The sequence below is a fragment of the Cupriavidus sp. KB_39 genome (assembly GCF_052114485.1).
Classification (GTDB): domain Bacteria; phylum Pseudomonadota; class Gammaproteobacteria; order Burkholderiales; family Burkholderiaceae; genus Cupriavidus.
In genome coordinates, this window is sequence record NZ_JBFREV010000025.1 from 1 (window position 1) to 16550 (window position 16550).

16 protein-coding genes are annotated in these 16550 nt (G+C 69.7%); 7 read left to right on the forward strand and 9 right to left on the reverse strand.

Annotated features, from left to right (window positions below):
• A partial coding sequence (locus AB4Z27_RS18640) for a PglL family O-oligosaccharyltransferase (protein ID WP_441645004.1) occupies nucleotides 1-885 on the forward strand: 885 nt, incomplete at its 5' end.
• Between the two features lie 27 nt (nucleotides 886-912).
• Here the strand turns inward: AB4Z27_RS18640 and AB4Z27_RS18645 are convergent.
• The 3 genes from AB4Z27_RS18645 to moaC form a co-directional block, all read right to left on the reverse strand.
• On the reverse strand, nucleotides 913-1437 hold the full coding sequence (locus AB4Z27_RS18645; protein WP_092292011.1) for a hypothetical protein: 525 nt from the start codon (nucleotides 1435-1437) through the stop codon (nucleotides 913-915).
• Nucleotides 1434-1919: a hypothetical protein gene (locus AB4Z27_RS18650; protein WP_092292013.1), complete on the reverse strand. Its 486-nt coding sequence runs from the start codon at nucleotides 1917-1919 to the stop codon at nucleotides 1434-1436. Before AB4Z27_RS18650 ends, AB4Z27_RS18645 begins: the two co-directional genes overlap by 4 nt.
• 251 nt (nucleotides 1920-2170) lie before the next feature.
• Nucleotides 2171-2647, reverse strand: coding sequence for a cyclic pyranopterin monophosphate synthase MoaC (moaC, locus tag AB4Z27_RS18655; RefSeq protein ID WP_441645005.1), 477 nt, complete (start codon nucleotides 2645-2647; stop codon nucleotides 2171-2173).
• Between the two features lie 111 nt (nucleotides 2648-2758).
• Between moaC and AB4Z27_RS18660 the strand changes: the two genes are divergently transcribed.
• Nucleotides 2759-4543, forward strand: a complete 1785-nt coding sequence (locus AB4Z27_RS18660; protein ID WP_441645006.1) for a beta-barrel assembly-enhancing protease — start codon at nucleotides 2759-2761, stop codon at nucleotides 4541-4543.
• A 9-nt stretch (nucleotides 4544-4552) separates the two neighbouring features.
• Here the strand turns inward: AB4Z27_RS18660 and AB4Z27_RS18665 are convergent, their stop codons facing one another.
• The 6 genes from AB4Z27_RS18665 to AB4Z27_RS18690 all read right to left on the reverse strand — a co-directional run bounded on the left by AB4Z27_RS18665 (nucleotide 4553) and on the right by AB4Z27_RS18690 (nucleotide 9000).
• Nucleotides 4553-5161 (reverse strand): DUF2946 family protein, encoded by a 609-nt coding sequence (locus tag AB4Z27_RS18665; RefSeq protein ID WP_441591754.1) that lies wholly within the window; start codon nucleotides 5159-5161, stop codon nucleotides 4553-4555.
• A gap of 9 nt (nucleotides 5162-5170) precedes the next feature.
• Complete coding sequence (locus AB4Z27_RS18670) at nucleotides 5171-6223, reverse strand: YheT family hydrolase (protein ID WP_441645022.1); 1053 nt, start codon at nucleotides 6221-6223, stop codon at nucleotides 5171-5173.
• Between the two features lie 13 nt (nucleotides 6224-6236).
• A complete protein-coding gene (locus AB4Z27_RS18675; RefSeq protein ID WP_092292023.1) occupies nucleotides 6237-6677 on the reverse strand; it encodes a YybH family protein in 441 nt (146 codons plus the stop codon).
• A 10-nt stretch (nucleotides 6678-6687) separates the two neighbouring features.
• A complete protein-coding gene (gene waaF / locus AB4Z27_RS18680; protein ID WP_092292025.1) occupies nucleotides 6688-7710 on the reverse strand; it encodes a lipopolysaccharide heptosyltransferase II in 1023 nt (340 codons plus the stop codon).
• A 112-nt stretch (nucleotides 7711-7822) separates the two neighbouring features.
• Nucleotides 7823-8017, reverse strand: coding sequence for a zinc-finger domain-containing protein (locus AB4Z27_RS18685; RefSeq protein WP_092292027.1), 195 nt, complete (start codon nucleotides 8015-8017; stop codon nucleotides 7823-7825).
• Nucleotides 8018-8079: 62 nt separating this feature from the next.
• Nucleotides 8080-9000 carry a branched-chain amino acid transaminase gene (locus tag AB4Z27_RS18690; RefSeq protein WP_092292029.1) on the reverse strand — a complete coding sequence of 307 codons (921 nt, stop codon included), beginning with the start codon at nucleotides 8998-9000 and terminating at the stop codon, nucleotides 8080-8082.
• Between the two features lie 137 nt (nucleotides 9001-9137).
• Here AB4Z27_RS18690 and AB4Z27_RS18695 point away from each other — a divergent pair, with 137 nt between their 5' ends.
• The 5 genes from AB4Z27_RS18695 to AB4Z27_RS18715 all read left to right on the forward strand — a co-directional run bounded on the left by AB4Z27_RS18695 (nucleotide 9138) and on the right by AB4Z27_RS18715 (nucleotide 16546).
• Entirely contained in the window at nucleotides 9138-12065 is a 2928-nt protein-coding gene (locus AB4Z27_RS18695) for an SNF2-related protein (RefSeq protein ID WP_441645007.1), read from the forward strand.
• 252 nt (nucleotides 12066-12317) lie between these two features.
• A complete protein-coding gene (locus AB4Z27_RS18700; RefSeq protein ID WP_441645008.1) occupies nucleotides 12318-13823 on the forward strand; it encodes an amidase in 1506 nt (501 codons plus the stop codon).
• A 26-nt stretch (nucleotides 13824-13849) separates the two neighbouring features.
• A complete protein-coding gene (locus AB4Z27_RS18705; RefSeq protein WP_092292035.1) occupies nucleotides 13850-15187 on the forward strand; it encodes an MFS transporter in 1338 nt (445 codons plus the stop codon).
• A 193-nt stretch (nucleotides 15188-15380) separates the two neighbouring features.
• On the forward strand, nucleotides 15381-16226 hold the full coding sequence (locus tag AB4Z27_RS18710) for an AzlC family ABC transporter permease (RefSeq protein ID WP_441591762.1): 846 nt from the start codon (nucleotides 15381-15383) through the stop codon (nucleotides 16224-16226).
• Nucleotides 16223-16546, forward strand: a complete 324-nt coding sequence (locus AB4Z27_RS18715) for an AzlD domain-containing protein (protein WP_092292039.1) — start codon at nucleotides 16223-16225, stop codon at nucleotides 16544-16546. The genes AB4Z27_RS18710 and AB4Z27_RS18715 overlap by 4 nt, the downstream gene beginning before the upstream one ends.
• Nucleotides 16547-16550 lie beyond the last annotated feature (4 nt).

Genomic DNA, 16550 nt, shown 5'->3' on the forward strand with positions numbered 1-16550 from the left:
GGCGCGCTCTGGGCGCATGCCGTCGCGATGTTCCGGTTGCATCCACTGCTCGGCGTGGGTTACGGGGAGTTCGGCTGGGCGCAGTTCCAGCAGATGGCGCAGGTGCGCGTGACGGCCGAGATGTCCCTGCATGCCCACAACGCCGTGCTGGATTTGCTGGCGAAGACCGGTTTGATGGGCACGGCGGGCGTGGGGGTGTTGCTGGTGGCGTGGCTGTGGCGCGTGGTGCGTAGCCGCCTGTGGCGCGCGACGTCGACGGAGCGCCCGCAGACCGTGGTGATCCTGCTCTGGCTGGCGATGGTCGGCGCGCATTCGATGCTCGAATACCCGCTCCATTACCTCTACTTCTTCCTGCCGTTCTGCTTCCTGCTGGGATGGCTGGAGCCGTCCGGCTTCGGCAAACTGCGCGTCCCCAAGCCGGCGGCGATGGTCATCGGCATCGCCTTCGTCGCGCTCTCGGCCATCATCCTGACCACGCTCTGGCAGGACTACCGTCGCGTGGAGGCGCGCGAGTATGCGAGCGATGAACGGCGCGATGGCCTGCCGATGCCGCGCCACTGGTTCCGCCAGCACGCCGCGTCGGAGGCCATCGAGCGGACCGTCATCACGGCCCAGAATGCCGCCGAATTGCTACCCGGGCACCTCGACGCGCTGCACCTGCTGCCCACCCCGAACCTGATCGGCCGCACCGCGTGGCTACTGGCGCTGACCGGCCAGCCAGAGCGCGCGCGGCTGTGGATGGATCGCCTGCGCTATTACTATCAGGGCGACGAAGCCGCACAGTTCAACACGCTGGACAAGGCTTGCGAGGAAATGGACGACGCGCACCGTCCGCGCGACTTCTGCGCCTGGGTKCGCGTACGCGCCCGGCAGGGCCACGGCTGAGCCGAAACCCAGCCAGGGCCGAAGCCGTCAGCGCACGTAACCGGGCGGCGGGGGCGGAGGATAGTAGGGCTGGTAGTTCGACGGCGGCGCCGCGTAGCTGGTGGCGCGCGGCGTGGACACCATCTGCCCGTAGACCGGCACGCGGTTGCCGCTGGCGTACATGCACTGGACGTAGGCGGCGTCGTACTGCCGCTGCGAGCCATATCCCGCGTTATACGAGTTCCCGGCCCCCACGGCGGCGCCAGTGAGCAGGCCCACGCCGGCGCCGATGGCCGCGCCCGAACCGCCGTCGAAGGCCGCCCCGGCCGCTGCGCCGAGTGCSGTGCCGATGGCCGCGCTGCCCACGGCGGCCGTGTTCGATGCCTGCTGGGCGCTTACGCCGCCCACCTGACCGAATGCGAACTGGCGGCAGTTGTAGTCATCCCCACGGAATTGGTCGAAGGTCTTGCCGGTGCCCGGCAGCGCCATCACGCTCGGGCCGGACGGCATGACCGCGCAGGCGCCAAGGCCCAGCGTGCCCGCCAGCAACAGGGGAAGGATGCGCGGATTCATGACGTCGCTCCCGGAACACGGCCCTGCGGCGTGGTGGACGAAGACGGCGTCGGCGGCACCCGCTGCCAGCCGGTGGGACACTCGCGGACGTACGGGTAGAAGCCCTCGGGCGAATCGCAGTGGTACCACCAGGCGTTGGGCGAGTCATTCGGCGCGCCGCTGGCCGATGGCGCGGGCACTGGATTGCCATCCGCGCCCTGTTCGATGTACTGCGGCGGATTCGGCGCCGGCACCGCGACGACGGCGGGCGGATAGTAGCCGGGCCCGTAGTAGGGGCCATAGGCATAGGGTCCCCAACCGGGCCCCCAGCCTGGACCCCAGCCGGGTCCCCATCCTCCCCAGCCCGGTCCCACGTAGACGCCCACGCCGACGCGCGCGCGCCCCCCGTGGTAGTGGCCGCCGGCCATGGCCGACGTGCTGACAGCGGCCGAGGCCACCGCCGCGAAAGCCAGGGCGATCTGGCAAAGCTTGCGCCCGTTCATGATGTGTACCCCTACCCAATGTGCTGCATGCGTGCCGGCGACATCCCGAAAGCGGCGTTTCCGGCGTTGTGACCTGTTACCTAACCCTCAACGCTCGACCCGCCCGATCCGTGGACGGGCGGCGCCGGGCCTTGCTGGTAATTCAATACCAATTTTCCGGAAGTGGCGCCGGCGCGGGGGGCTTGGAAATGCGGCGTTACCTTTATTACGGGCGGGACAACGGGGGACAACGGGGGRCACGGGGCGACAAATCAGCCCGCCACCCAATCCCCCGACTTCCCGCCATGCTTTTCCAGCAGCTTCACGTTGCCCATCACCATCCCCCGGTCCACCGCCTTGCACATGTCGTAGATGGTSAGCAGGGCCACCTGCACGCCGGTCAGCGCCTCCATCTCCACCCCGGTCTGGCCGTGGGTTTCGGTGCGTACCACGCAGGCGATGGTGGAACTCGGTTCGTCCAGCGCGAAATCGACCGCCACCTTGGTCAGGCCGATGGGATGGCAGAGGGGGATCAGGTCGGAGGTGCGCTTGGTCGCCATGATCGCGGCCACCCGGGCGATGCCGAGCACGTCGCCCTTCTTGGCGGTGCCGTCGCGCACCAGCGCGAAGGTATCCGGCTGCATGGTGATGGTGCCGGTGGCCACCGCCACGCGATGGGTGCTGGCCTTGTTGCCGACATCGACCATATGGGCTYGTCCGGCGGCGTCGAAGTGGGTGAGTTGGCTCATGGCGTCAGAATTCGAGGRATGAAATAGCGCCCGTCGCAATCCGGAGAAACAACGCGGGGCAAGGGGTCTGCCGGATTGGGAACGCGCGGCGGAGGCCGCTATCATAGCAATATGCCCAAGACCTCCTGGCGCCGCCGCCTGCCCGCTCCGGCGCGCGCCGCCGACACCGCTCCCGCTGCTTTGGCCGCCCCCGCCATGCGCGCGTCACTTGCCCGTGCCGTGGCCGCCGCCCTCGTGCTGACCATGGCCGCGCCGGCCTGGCCGCAGGGCTTGACCGTGCCCGCCGCGCGGCTGGCGCCGTCCTCGCAGCAGCCGGCGCCCACTACGGAGCTGGTGCCCGACGCCAGCGATCAGGTCTACGACAATCTCAACCGCAGTGTCAGGGCGGGTCAGAAATCCGAATTCGGATTGCGGACCAATAACCCGGTGGTGGAGGGCGGCAGCCTGCAGCTCCCGGACCTCGGCGACCCGTCCACGGCATCGCTGTCGCCGGACATGGAGCGGCGGCTGGGCGACCGGATCATGCGGGATATCCGCCGCGATACCGACTATGTCTCGGACGCCCTGCTCAACGATTACCTGAACGCGCTCGGCTACCGGCTGGTGCAGGCCGCGCGCCGCCAGAACGTGGCCGGTTCGAATGGCGCGGGCACCTTCGCCACCGGCTTCGAGCTGTTTGGCGTGCGGGACCGCTCGATCAACGCCTTCGCGCTGCCGGGCGGCTATATCGGCGTGCATACCGGGCTGCTGGTCCAGTCCGAGACCGAATCGGAACTTGCCTCCGTGCTCGGCCATGAAATCGGCCACGTGATGCAGCGCCATATCGCGCGCGGCATCACCAAGCAGGATGAGTCGATGTGGATCGCGCTGGCGTCGATGGTGCTGGCCGGGCTGGCSGCCACCAAGAGCGGCGAYGCRGCGGCGGCGCTGGCGATGGGCGGGCAGGGCGCGGCCGTGGCCAACCAGCTGTCCTTCTCGCGCGGGGCCGAGCGCGAGGCTGACCGCGTCGGCTTCCAGATCATGACCGCTGCCGGCTTCGACCCGCAGGGCATGCCCGATTTCTTCTCGCGGCTGCAGCGCGTGACCGGCATCTCGGACAACTCGATCCCGGCCTATGTGCGCACCCACCCGCTGACCTCCGAGCGGATCGCCGACATGCAGGACCGCGTGCGCCACGTGACCGCCCGCAAGGTCGGCAACACGCCCGAATACGAGTTCGCGCGCGCGCGGGCGCGCGTCATCCAGGCCACCACCCCCAACGACCAGCGCAACGTGCTGGAGACGTTCCAGTCGCAAGTGGCGAACGCCTCGCCGGTGCGGCAGCCGGCGATCTAYTACGGCATCGCCTTCGCCAACCAGCGGCTGGGCCGCTACGCGGATGCCGAMCGGGCGCTGGCCGAGGCGCGCCGGCTCTATGGCACGATTCCRTCCGCCACCTCGGGCAGTCCGATGCTGGATGTCATGGCGATCGAGCTGGCGCGCGCCGAGGGCCGTCCGCAGGAAGCGCTGACGCAGGCCAACGCCTCGATGCGCGCGTTCCCGCTCTCTCATGCCGTGGCGCTGACGTATGCCGATTCGCTGGTCGCCGCCGGCAAGCTGGGCGACGCCGTGACCTTCCTGCGCGCCCGCACGCGCGAGGAAAAGGCGCGTGCCGAATGGTGGGAGCTGCTCGCGCGCGCCTACGCGGCGCAGGGCAAGCGGCTGCAGCAGCATCAGGCGCTGGCYGAGAAGTACGCGATGGACGGGTCCTACCAGGCGGCCATCGAGCAATTGCAGATCGCCCGCAAGGCCAATGATGGCGATTTCTACTCGCTGTCCGAGGTCGATGCGCGGCTGCACCAGCTCCAGCTGCAGTTCCGCGAGGAAAAGCAGGACAACAAGGGCATGCCGAACTGAGGCTGGGCCTCAGCCAGCTTCGGCTTCCGGTGCGGGTGCAGGTGTTCGCACGAAGCCGAAGCGCGTCGGCACCTCGTCCTCGGCAATCGGTTCGATGTCGAAATCGCGCCCGGCGTGATGGAACACCCCCAGCGCCGCACCGCACCCCTCGCCATGCCAGGTGCAGGCGCTGCTGAAGGCATCGAGGTCATGGTCGTGCAGCAGCGCGGCCTGCACCGGCGCGCCATCTCCGTCCCCATCCCCCAGACCTTCCACCGTCCCCGCCAGCACCACGTTGCCGTGCTCGTCGGCATGGCAGGCCGTCACGCTGAACGGCCGCCCGGTGGTGGTGGCCAGCGCGCCGTCGTGCATCCGCACGATCCACGGCGCGTAGCCGAGCGAGACGAACACCCGCTGCGGTCCGTTCTGGAAGAACCAGGCGCCGCGCGCGTCGTGGGTGTAGTTGCGTTCGATGAAGTGGATCAGCGCCTCGTGGCGGATCGGGTCGCCGGACAGCCCGTGCTCCTGSGCGAACTCGTTGCGCAGGCGCCATTGCCCGCGSCGGTCCAGCGCCAGCCATCCGTACGCGTTCGGCACGTTGGGCCAGCGGGCCATCGCCTGCTTGACGATGTCATCCATGGTTGTCTCCTACGCCGTCTGGCGCGTTCCACCCACGCTGTCGAAGTAGTCGAGGATGCGCGTGGGCAGCCATTCGATATGGCCCGCCACCGGGAACAGCGGCAGGTGGCCCAGCACGCCGGCGCGGGGCGTCATGAAGCCGACGTGGCCGCCGTGCGCGGGCTGCTCCAGCAGCACGTCGGGGCTGACCTCGGCCTGGCTCGGCAGGTGCTGGCCGGGCAGGAAGGGGTCGTTGCGCGCGTTCAGCACCAGCGTGGGAATGCGGACCTCGCCCAGCACCGGCTTGCTGGCGGCGCGCATCCAGTAGTCGTCGGTATCGCGGAAGCCGTGCAGCGGCGCGGTGACCACGTTGTCGAAGGCGTAGAGGTCGCGGCTCGCCAGCATCGTCGCGCGGTCGAACAGGCCCGGAAACTGGTCGAGCTTGGCCAGCGACTTGCGCTTCAGCGTCTGCAGGAACATCCGGGTATAGATCAGGTTGAAGCCCTGGGAGAGCGCCGCGCCGCCCGCCGCGAGGTCGAGCGGGGCCGAGATGGCCGCCGCCGCCGAGAGGAAGCGCGCGCCGTGGCCTTCCTCGCCCAGATAGCGCAGCAGGGCATTGCCGCCGAGCGAGATGCCGACTGCCAGCATGCGCTGTCCTTCCGCCCGTCCGGGCTGCACCCGTTGGCGCAGCCGCTCCAGCACCCAGCGGATCTCGGCGGAATCGCCCGAATGATAAAAGCGCGGCGCGCGGTTCAGCTCGCCCGAACAGCCCCGGAAATGTGGAATGGCGCCCTGCCAGCCGCGTGCGCGCAGCGCGTCCATCAGGGTTTGGGCGTAGTGGCTGTTCGAGTCGCCCTCGAGGCCGTGGAACATCACCACCAGCGGGGCGCCCGGCGCTACCGGGTGCGTGGTCCAGTCGACGTCGATGAAGTCGCCATCGGGGGTGTCCCAGCGTTCGCGCCGGAACGTGACGCGCCGGTGCCGCGTGAAGCGGGCCGCCAGGATGGTCTGGGCATGGCCGCCGCGCAGCCACCACGGCGTGTGGAAGGTCTCGCCGAAGGGGGCGCCCAGCTTCAGGCCCATCACGTCGAAGTGGTCAGTGCAGCGCCTGGCCCGGGGCGGCGGCCACGGCGGCTACCTGCACCGCGTTGGCCGGGCTGCAGTGGATGTGGGCCAGGCGCCAGCCCTCGTGGTTCTGCATCAGCACGTAGGTGGTGTGCACGTAGAGGTCCGCTTCCACGCGGTCCGCGCCAAAGCGCAGCGCCTCGGTCACGTCGAAGATCGACACGCCGAGCGAGGCATGGCTGCTGGTCTCGATGGCGTCGATCAGCACCGGCTGTTCCTCCAGCAGCAGCATGAAGGCCTGGCGCAGGTGGTCGTGGCCGATCAGGCGCTGGCCGTCGGGCATCACGCACGTGACCGAATCCTCGTCCAGCCAGAGGCGCAGCGCGCCATCGGCATCGCGCAGTTTCATGGCTTCGCGGAAGGCATCGACGATGTCTTCGGCGGAATCGAACAGTCGGGCGAAACGGGGCATGTTGGCGTGGTCAGGGTCGATGCAGGAGCTTGCGCAACTCGACGAACACCATTTCGGGTTCGATGTCCTTCAGGCAGCGCAGGTGGCCCAGCGGGCACTCGCGTTTGAAGCAGGGGCTGCACTCGAGTTGCAGCCACATGATACTCGCAGCCTGTGACAGCGGGGGCGTATGGCGCGGGTCGCTGGAGCCGAAAACGGCCACCTGGGGCCGGTTCAGTGCGGCGGTCACGTGCATCAGGCCGGAGTCGTTGCAGACGGCGGCTTCGGACAGGGCGAGCAGGTCCACCGCGTCGTCCAGCGAGGTCTGGCCGCACAGGTTGCGCACGAACGGCGCTCCGGCGACGATCTCCGCCGCGATCTCGGCATCCTTGGCCGAGCCGAGCGTGATGATCTGCGCATACGGGAACGAGCGGCGCAGCATCTGCGCCAGTTCGGCGAAGTGCGCGGCCGGCCAGCGCTTGGCCGGGCCGAACTCCGCGCCGGGGCAGAAGGCGATCACCCGGGTCTGCGGCGCGATGCCGAAGCGCTCGGCCGTGGCGGCCATGCGCTCGGGCTTCACGCGCAGCTGCGGATCGGGGATGTGCTCGGGCAGGCGCCCGCCGGGCTTGAGGGCCAGCCGTGCGTAGTGCTCCACCATCGGCGGGCGCTTGTCGCGCGGCGGATTGGCGTGGCGCACGTTGAGCATGCCGAAGCGCGCCTCGCCGCGATAGCCGATGCGCAGCGGAATGCCGGCCAGGAACGGAATCAGCGACGATTTGAGTGAATTCGGCAGCACATAGGCCACGTCGTAGCCCTCATGCTTGAGCTGCTGCGCGAACATCAGCCGGGCCGAGAGCTGCAGCTTGCCGTGCGCGAGATCGCTCGGGAACACGGTGCCGATCTCGGGCATGCGTGCGAGCACCGGCGCCACCCATTTCGGGGCGAGGGCGTCGATGACCATGCGGGGATGGCGCGCCTTGAGCAGCGCGAACAGCGGCTGCGCCATCAGCGCGTCGCCGATCCAGTTCGGGGCGATGACGAGGGCTTTTTTCATATTGTGGGTGATGCGTGGCCCGGACATGCCAACGCCCCGGGGCGCAACGCGGCCCGGGGCGGGAGGGGGGTGCGGCGGCGCGCGGCGTGGGCCGCGTGCCTCGGACGCGATCTCAGTGGTGGCCCTTCAGCACGGTGCCCGGCTTGAGCTTGTACACGGTGCCGCAGTACGGGCATTTCACCTCGCCGGTGTCGGCCACGTCCAGGAACACGCGGGGATGGTAGTTCCACGTCGGGGTGTTCCCCGTGGGGCAGTGGAGGGGCATGTCTTCAGCGCCGATTTCGACGACGGATGCGGTTTGCGTCATGGTGTTGCGTTTGGCTTGCAGGGTGACTGGCTTGTTTTAAATGATCGGGATGGCGCCGGTGCTCAGACCAGCGTCAGCCACTTCTTGTACTTCTCGTCCGTGCCGCCCACGGCGGCAAAGAACGCTTCCTGGATGCGCTGGGTAACCGGGCCGCGACGGCCTTCGCCGATCACGCGGTCGTCCAGTTCGCGGATCGGCGTGACTTCGGCGGCGGTGCCGGTGAAGAACGCTTCGTCGGCGCAGTACATTTCGTCGCGCGTGATGCGCTTTTCGCGCACCTCGATGCCGAGGTCGCGGGCAATGGTCAGCGTGGCGTCACGGGTGATGCCGTCCAGGCACGAGGCCAGGTCCGGSGTGTAGATCACGCCATTGCGCACGATGAACACGTTCTCGCCCGAGCCCTCGCTCACGTAGCCGTCGGTGTCGAGCAGCAGCGCCTCGTCGTAGCCGAGGCCGGTGGCCTCCTGGTTGGCCAGGATCGAGTTGATGTAGTAGCCGCTCGCCTTGGCGCGCACCAGCGACACATTCACATGGTGGCGCGTGAACGACGAGGTCTTGACGCGGATGCCGCGCTCCAGCCCCTCTTCGCCCAGATAGGCGCCCCACGGCCAGGCGGCGATGGCCACGTGGATGGTGTTGCCCTTGGCGGACACGCCGAGCTTCTCGGAGCCGATCCAGACCAGCGGGCGGATGTAGCACGACTCGAGATTGTTGGCCCGCACCACCTCGCGCTGGGCGGCCTCGAGCGTCGCTTCGTCGAACGGCATGGCCATCTGGAAGATCTTGGCCGAGTTGAACAGGCGGCGCGTGTGCTCCTTGAGGCGGAAAATCGCGGTGCCGGCCGGCGTCTTGTAGGCGCGCACGCCCTCGAATACGCCCATGCCGTAGTGCAGGGTGTGCGTCAGGACGTGAATCTTGGCATCGCGCCACTCAATCAGCTTGCCGTCCATCCAGATCTTGCCGTCGCGATCCGCCATCGACATGGTTGTCTCCCTCTGCACCAGAAATGTCACAAGGCCGCCATTGTAAGCCGCGCGCCCTGATGTGCCAACGCGGCCGGGCGGGGGGACTACAATCGCCGTTCCGATCCTCCCGGCCTCTCTTTTTACCCCTTTTGCCCTTGTCCGCGCTCCCCACCACCCCCGACGACGATCACCGCTGGCAGGAAGCGCTGGGCGAACTGGCCGCGCTGGCCGGCGCGGAAGCCCCTGTCGAGGGCGGCCGGCGCCGCCTGTTGTGGGCGCTGACCGTCGATGCCGATGGGGTGCCGGGRCTGGTGGAGCCGCTGGAGCAGGCCTACGGCCCGCGCGGCTGGGGCAAGCCCCGGCCGATCCCGCTGGCCCGGGTAGCCGAGGACGACACCCTGGCGCCGTGGGACGCCCGCGTGGCCCGGGCCATCCGCCGCGACCGCTCGCGCAACCGCCGCCATGTGCTGGACCGCGCCGCCGCCGTGATGGCGCTGGTGGGGCACCCCGGGGTGGTGCTGTCCCACGCGCCGACTGTGCCGATGGAGGTCACCGAGGCCGCGCCCACGCTGGAAGCGGTCCGGGAGGTTGGCAACGGCGGCGACCGCTACGTGCTCCGCATCGCCCCCCCGCTGCGTCCCGCGCCCGCCATGGAAGACTTGCTGCCCCCTGCCGCGCGCGAGGAAGCCGAGGCGCTGCGCCAGATCACGGTGCTCCAGGACGGCCCACGCCGCCTCCGCGTGATCCGCTTCTCCGCCGCACAGCAGCAGGCCGCCCGCCTGATTGCCGATGGGCTGGCCGTGCCCGCCGACGCCCACGCCCGGCTGGACACCACGCTGCGCGCGCTGGCCGGCCATTTCCAGATCCATGCCGACAGTTCGGGCGAAGCCCGCCTGCGCGAGCCGGAAACCCGCCTGCGCGCCGAAGTGGCGCCGGTGGGGCGCGGCATCGGCCTGCGGCTGGTGGTCACGCCGCTGGGCCCGATGGGGCCCCGGCTGGCGCCCGGCGCGGGCCGCGCGCAGCTGATGGCGACCGTCGCCGGCGAAGCGATGGCCACCGAGCGCGACCTGGACGCCGAGCTGGCCCACGTGGCCGAAGTCTTCGCCGCGCTGCCGTTCCTGGTCGAATCCTCGCCGCCCGGCGGCGAATACACCTGGACGCTGGACGATCCCGAAGACGCCCTGACCGCCGTGGAGATGCTGCCCGGCCTTGCCGGCGTGATCGACCTCGAATGGCCGCGTGGCCGCGAGATCCGCCTGCTGCCGGCCGACCTCCCGCAACTGGCCGTCAGCGTGGAAACCGGCAGCGAGTGGTTCAAGCTCGTCGGCCATCTGCGCGTGGCCGAGGGGCTGGTGATGTCGCTCGAGAAGCTGGTGGCCTGGGCGCACGGCCACGCCGGGCGGTTCATGCCAATGGGGCAGGGCGTCTACGTGGCGCTGACCGGGCAGTTGCGCGCCCGCCTGCGCGACCTCGCCGGCGTGGGGGATGGTGTGCGCGATGGCATCCGCGTGCCGCTGGTGGCCGCGCCSTGGCTGGACGACGTGCTGGCCGGCGCCGGCGTGGACCCGGATGCGCACTTCCGCACACGCGTGCGCCGGCTGCGGGCCGCGCGGGAGGCGGACGCCGCCGTGCCCGCCACGCTGGCGACCGAACTGCGTCCTTATCAGGAAGAAGGCTACCGCTGGATGATGGCGCTGGCCGAGGCCGGTTTCGGCGCCTGTCTGGCCGATGACATGGGGCTGGGCAAGACGCTCCAGTCGCTCGCGCTGCTGCTGGCGCGTGCTGCCGACGGCGCGGCGCTGGTCGTGGCGCCGACCTCGGTGTGCGGCAACTGGGCCGCCGAGGCGCGCCGCTTCGCCCCTACGCTCAACGTCCATCTCTATGCCGAGGGGGACCGCGTGGCCATCGTCGAGCAGGCCGGCGCCCATGACCTCGTGATCGTCTCGTACCAACTGCTCCAGCAGGCGCGCAAGGATTTCGGCGCGCGGCGCTGGCACACGGTGATCGCCGACGAGGCGCAATCGATCAAGAATCCGTCCTCGCGCCGCGCGCAGGCCATGTTTGCGCTGGCCGCCGACTGCCGCGTGGCGCTTTCCGGCACGCCGATCGAGAACCGGCTGTCCGAACTCTGGGCCGTGATGCGGTTCTGCAACCCGGGGCTGCTCGGGTCGCTGGTCCGCTTCAACGAACACTTTGCCAACCCGATCGAGCGCAATGGCGCGCGGGAGCCGCGCGTGCGGCTGCGGCGCATGATCGCGCCGTTCGTGCTGCGGCGGACCAAGGCGCAGGTGCTGGACGAACTGCCGCCGCGCACCGAACTCGTGATCCGCGTGGAGCCCGAGCCGGCTGAGGCCGCCCACTACGAGGCCCTGCGCCGTCAGGCGCTGTCCGAGGCCGAGCGCGCGCTGCTACGGCCGCCCGCCAGGAAGGGCCGCAAGGCACAGCCGGCAGCGCCGGCCGAACCCGACGCCCGCATCCACGTGCTGGCCCAACTGATGCGCATGCGCCGCGCCGCGTGCGAYCCGCGTCTGGCCACGCCCGAGGTGGCCGCGCCGGGCGCCAAGGTGCGCGCCTTCGCCGAACTGGCCGCCACGCTGGCCGCCAACGGCCACAAGACGCTGGTGTTCAGCCAGTTCGTCGATTTCCTCCAGTTGATGCGGCGCGCGCTGGATGAGGCGGGACTGGCCTACCAGTACCTGGACGGCGCCACGCCGGCCGGCGAACGCACGCGCCGCGTGGCCGCGTTCCAGGGTGGGGCGGGCGATGTCTTCCTGATCAGCCTGAAGGCCGGCGGCTTCGGCCTGAACCTGACGGCGGCCGACTACATCGTGATTGCCGACCCCTGGTGGAATCCCGCCGCCGAGGATCAGGCGATGGGCCGCGCGCACCGCATCGGCCAGCAGCGGCCGGTCACGGTCTACCGGCTGATTACCGCCGGGACCATCGAGGAACGGATCGTGGACCTCCACCAAGGCAAGCGCGCCCTGGCGGACGGCGTGCTCGACGCCACCGAAGGCGAAGCCACGGGCCGCGCCGCCGCCTTGCCCGACATCGACGAACTGGTCGGCCTGCTGCGGCGCTAATCTCCTCTCGCACCAAACGGTATACCAAAGCGCTCCCGATGATGGTGCAGCGCACACGYGCCCGCATGCGCCCATCCCCCGAAAAGCCGCATCCTGCCTTGTTGCGGTGCAAATCACCTTGGCACAAATACTGCCTTGTGAATTTTGGATTTGTGAATATAGTATACCGATTGCTGTATYCGCCGCCGTATCGATAWGCCCCCTCAGGCCGCCGCGCCCACGCGCCGGCCCAAGACAACACACGGAGCGCACGTGACCCTGCCTGACCTGCCACCGGCCGACCCTGGCCGGCTGGACGACTGCTTTTTGCCGATCTGGGTRGCCGCCGACCGGCTTGCCCGTGGCGAGACCACCGCGCAGGCGCTGGTCGCGTCCTGCCACGCCGCGTGGGTCGCCCATCATGCGACGATCAACGCCCTTGTCCTGCCCGACTTCGATGCCGCGCACACCGCAGCCCGTGAGAGCGACCGCCGCCGGCAGKCCGGCGCGGCGCTCGGGCCGYTGGACGGCGTGCCGTTCTCGATCAAGGAATCGTTCGACGTGGCCGGCTGGCCCACCACCTGCGGCAGCCCGGCGCGCGCCGATCATCGTGCCGAGCGCGACGCCGTGGTGGTGCAGCGCCTGCGCGCGCAGGGCGCGATCCTGCTCGGCAAGACCAATGTGCCGCTGGGCCTGCGCGACTGGCAGAGCTACAACGCGATCTACGGCACCACGCGCAATCCGCACGATCCGACGCGCACGCCCGGCGGTTCCTCGGGCGGCAGCGCGGCGGCGGTCTGCGCCGGCATGAGCTTTTTCGATGTGGGCTCCGATATCGGCTCGTCGTTGCGCAACCCGGCGCACTACTGCGGCGTGTTCTCGCACAAGAGCAGTCACGGGCTGGTGCCGCTGCGCGGCCACGGCAACGCGCCGGCCGGGTTTGCCGAGCAGGACATCAACGTGGCCGGCCCGGTCGCCCGCAGCGCGCGCGACCTCGAACTGGTGCTGCGCGCCATCGCCGGCCCGGACGTGGACCTCGCGCCCGCCTGGCGGCTGGACCTGCCGGTCTGCCCGCACCAGCGTCTGGCCGACTTCCGCGTGGCGGTGCTGCCGACGCATCCGCTGGCCGATGTCGATGCCACCGTCAGCCAGCCCATCGAGGCGCTCGGCCACTGGCTGGCCGGGCAGGGCGCCAAGGTGGACTGGCACGTGCGCCCGGACTTCGACGCCGCCGCGCTGTGGCGCACCTATGTGCTGCTGCTGCGCGCCACGACCGCCGTCTATATGGATGACGCCGCCTTCGCCGACGCGCTGGCCCGYACCCAGCCCGATGCGGGTGACGACTACGCCACGCTGCAGTTCACCGGCGTCACGCTGACCCATCGCGACTGGCTCCGCCTGCAGGCCGCGCGCGACCGTTTTGCCGAAAGCTGGCGCCGCTTCTTTGCCGATTACGACGTGCTGCTGTGCCCGGCCGCCGCCACCACCGCGTTCCCGCTCGACGAAGCCGGCGAGCCGTGGCAGCGCACGCTGCCGGTGAACGGCCAGCCGATGCCGCTGACCACGCAACTGTTCTGGGCCGGCCATTCGGGGCTGTGCGGGTTGCCGTCCACGGTGGCGCCGATCGGCCCGGCGGGGGACGGCCTGCCGTGCGGCGTGCAGATCGTGGCGCGGCGCTGGGGCGATCTCACCTCGCTGCGCTTCGCCCAATTGCTGGAGGCCGCCGGCTACGGCTACCAACCGCCGCGCGGGCTGGCATCGGCCGGCATCGATCGATAACAACGGAAGACTGGGAGGAAACCATCATGATGGACTGGTTCAAGGAGCTGTCGCGCGCCGAGCGCAAGGGGTTCTACGGCGCGTTTCTCGGTCATGCGGTCGATGTGTTCGACTTCATGATCTATTCCTTCCTCATCTCCACGCTGCTGGCGCAGTGGGGCATGAGCAAGTCGATGGCGGGCGCCATCGTCACCTGGACGCTGGTCTCGTCGCTGGTTGGCGCGGTGGGCGCCGGGCTGCTGGCGGACCGCTTCGGCCGCGTGCGCGTGCTGCGCTGGACCATCATCGTGTTCGCGGTGTCGTGCTTCCTCTGCGGCATGGCGAATTCGCCCGAGCAGTTGCTGGTGTTCCGCATGCTCCAGGGGCTGGGCTTCGGCGGCGAATCGTCGCTGTGCATGGTGCTGGTGACCGAGCTGATCCGCAATCCGGCCCATCGCGGCAAGTACTCGGGCTTCACCGCCAGCAGCTATTCGTTCGGCTGGGGCGGGGCGGCCATCGCCTACGCCATCACGTTCAACCTGTTCGAGCCGGAAACGGCGTGGCGCGTCTGCTTCTTCCTCGGCATCCTGCCGGCGCTGGTGGTGATCTACCTGCGCCGCAACCTGCAGGAGCCGGAAGTCTTCCTCAAGAGCCGGGCCGCACGCGGCAAGGTCTCGCCGGGGGCCGATCTCGCGCGCGTGTTCCGCGCSCCGCTGCTGCGCAAGACCGTRCTGTGCAGCCTGCTGTCGGGCGGCATGCTGGGCGCCTACTACGCCATCGCCACCTGGCTGCCCACCTTCCTGAAGACCGAGCGGGGGCTGTCCGTGTTCGGCACCAGCTCCTACCTGGCGGTGACCATCCTCGGTTCGCTGGTCGGCTACGTGGCCGGCGCCTACGCCACGGACCGCTGGGGCCGCCGCGTGACCTATATGGCGTTCGCCGCCGGCGCTTTCGTCATGGCGATGATCTATATGGTGATTCCGGTCAGCAATACGTCGATGCTGTTCCTCGGCTTCCCGCTCGGGGTGCTGATGCAGGGCGTGTTCTCGGGGATTGGCGCGACGATCTCGGAGTCGTACCCRAGTGCCGTGCGCGCCACGGGGTATGGCGTGTCGTACAACCTCGGCCGGGTGATCGGCTCGTTCTTTCCGCTCGCCGTGGGCTGGCTCAACAGCGGGCGGACCTCGCTGGCGCTGGCCATCGCMATGGTGGCCGGGGTGGGCTACGCGGTGGTGATGGTCTCGGCGGCGTTGCTGCCGGAGACGTCAGGCATCGATCTGGGACAGGCCGGCGGCGGGGATGACGAGACGGACCCGGCTATGGATCCGACCAACGCGCCTGCCGCCGAAGCCGCGCCGCTGGCGCCCACGAGCCGCCCGGCATAGCGGCTGGGTGAGGAAGGAGGGGCGCCGGGGCCCCGATTCTCCACGAAACAACACTCGGTGCGTGCACTTTTAAGCCRCCGCTTACCWGCKGCGGGCACGCGCCTATAATGTCTGCTTTGCCGCCGGCGCGATGCCGGCGGTGCCCCCGACGGCCCCGCTCCCCGCGCTGGCCGTACCCTTCTCGCCCTCTGCTATGACACCCCGACAGTCGTCCCCGGTGTGGTTGCGCCTCTGGCATCGATTTGCCGAGGTGGAGCGCAACGGTTTTCTCGACGGCGCACGCTATTTCGCGCCTTCCCTGCCCGCGGTGTTCTCGTGGGGGCTGGTCACCGGGGTGGCCATGAGCAAGTCGGCGCTGACCGTGCCCGAGGCCATCGGCATGTCGCTGCTGGTCTACGCCGGCTCCGCCCAGCTGGCCGTACTGCCGCTGTTCGCGGCCGGCCTGCCGATCTGGACCATCTGGCTGACCGCCGCCGTGGTCAACCTGCGCTTCGTCATTTTCAGCGCGGCGCTCCAGCCGCACTTCAGCTACCTGCCGCTGGGCCGGCGCACCGTGCTGGGCTTCTTCAACGGCGACCTCCACTTCGTCTATTTCATGCAGAAGTACGTCGAGCCGGGCTACGCGCCGGGCAAGGAGGGCTATTTCTGGGGGATGGCGCTGGTCAACTGCGCCACCTGGCAGGTCTCGTCGCTGCTCGGCATCCTGCTGGCCAGCGTGTTCCCGGACGCCTGGGGCCTCGGGCTGGCCGGCGTGATGGCGCTGATTCCGGTGATGATCGCCACGATCAACTCGCGCTCCACGCTGATGGCCGTGGTGGTGTCCGCCGTGCTGGCGCTGCTGTGCTTCGACCTGCCGTACCGGCTGGCGCTGGTGGTGGCCGTGGTGGGCGCGCTGGCGGCCGGCATGGCCAGCGACGAATTGGCCGCGCGCGCCACGCTGCGCGGCATTCGCGCGCGGAAGGACAAGGCCAAGGCCGAGGCCGGGGCCCGCGCGATATCCGAGTCGCAGCCGGAACCCCAGACCGGAGACCGGGCATGAGCCACGTCGAAACCTGGATCGCCATCGTCGGCATGGCCGTGGTGACGGTGCTCACGCGGGCGCTGTTCCTGATGGCCGGCGAGCGCGTGAGCGTGCCGGACCGGCTCCAGCGCGCGCTGCGCTACGCCCCGGCGGCGGCGCTGGCGGCCATCATCGTGCCGGAATTCATGACCTGGCAGGGCCATTTCACGATCTCGCCGATGAACGCCAAGCTGATGGCCGGCATCGCCGCCACGGTGTTCTACCTGTTCACGCGCCGCATGGTCGGGATGATCGTGGTCGGCATGGCGGTGTACACCGCGCTGCGGCTGCTCACCTGAGCCT

What these genes read in the sequence shown, in the direction of transcription:
- AB4Z27_RS18650 (WP_092292013.1), bottom strand. Translation starts at nt 1,919, where the DNA reads ATGAACGGGCGCAAGCTTTGCCAGATCGCCCTGGCTTTCGCGGCGGTG.
- AB4Z27_RS18670 (WP_441645022.1), bottom strand. Translation starts at nt 6,223, where the DNA reads ATGGGCCTGAAGCTGGGCGCCCCCTTCGGCGAGACCTTCCACACGCCG.
- AB4Z27_RS18675 (WP_092292023.1), bottom strand. Translation starts at nt 6,677, where the DNA reads ATGCCCCGTTTCGCCCGACTGTTCGATTCCGCCGAAGACATCGTCGAT.
- waaF (WP_092292025.1), bottom strand. Translation starts at nt 7,710, where the DNA reads ATGAAAAAAGCCCTCGTCATCGCCCCGAACTGGATCGGCGACGCGCTG.
- AB4Z27_RS18685 (WP_092292027.1), bottom strand. Translation starts at nt 8,017, where the DNA reads ATGACGCAAACCGCATCCGTCGTCGAAATCGGCGCTGAAGACATGCCC.
- AB4Z27_RS18710 (WP_441591762.1), top strand. Translation starts at nt 15,381, where the DNA reads ATGACACCCCGACAGTCGTCCCCGGTGTGGTTGCGCCTCTGGCATCGA.
- AB4Z27_RS18715 (WP_092292039.1), top strand. Translation starts at nt 16,223, where the DNA reads ATGAGCCACGTCGAAACCTGGATCGCCATCGTCGGCATGGCCGTGGTG.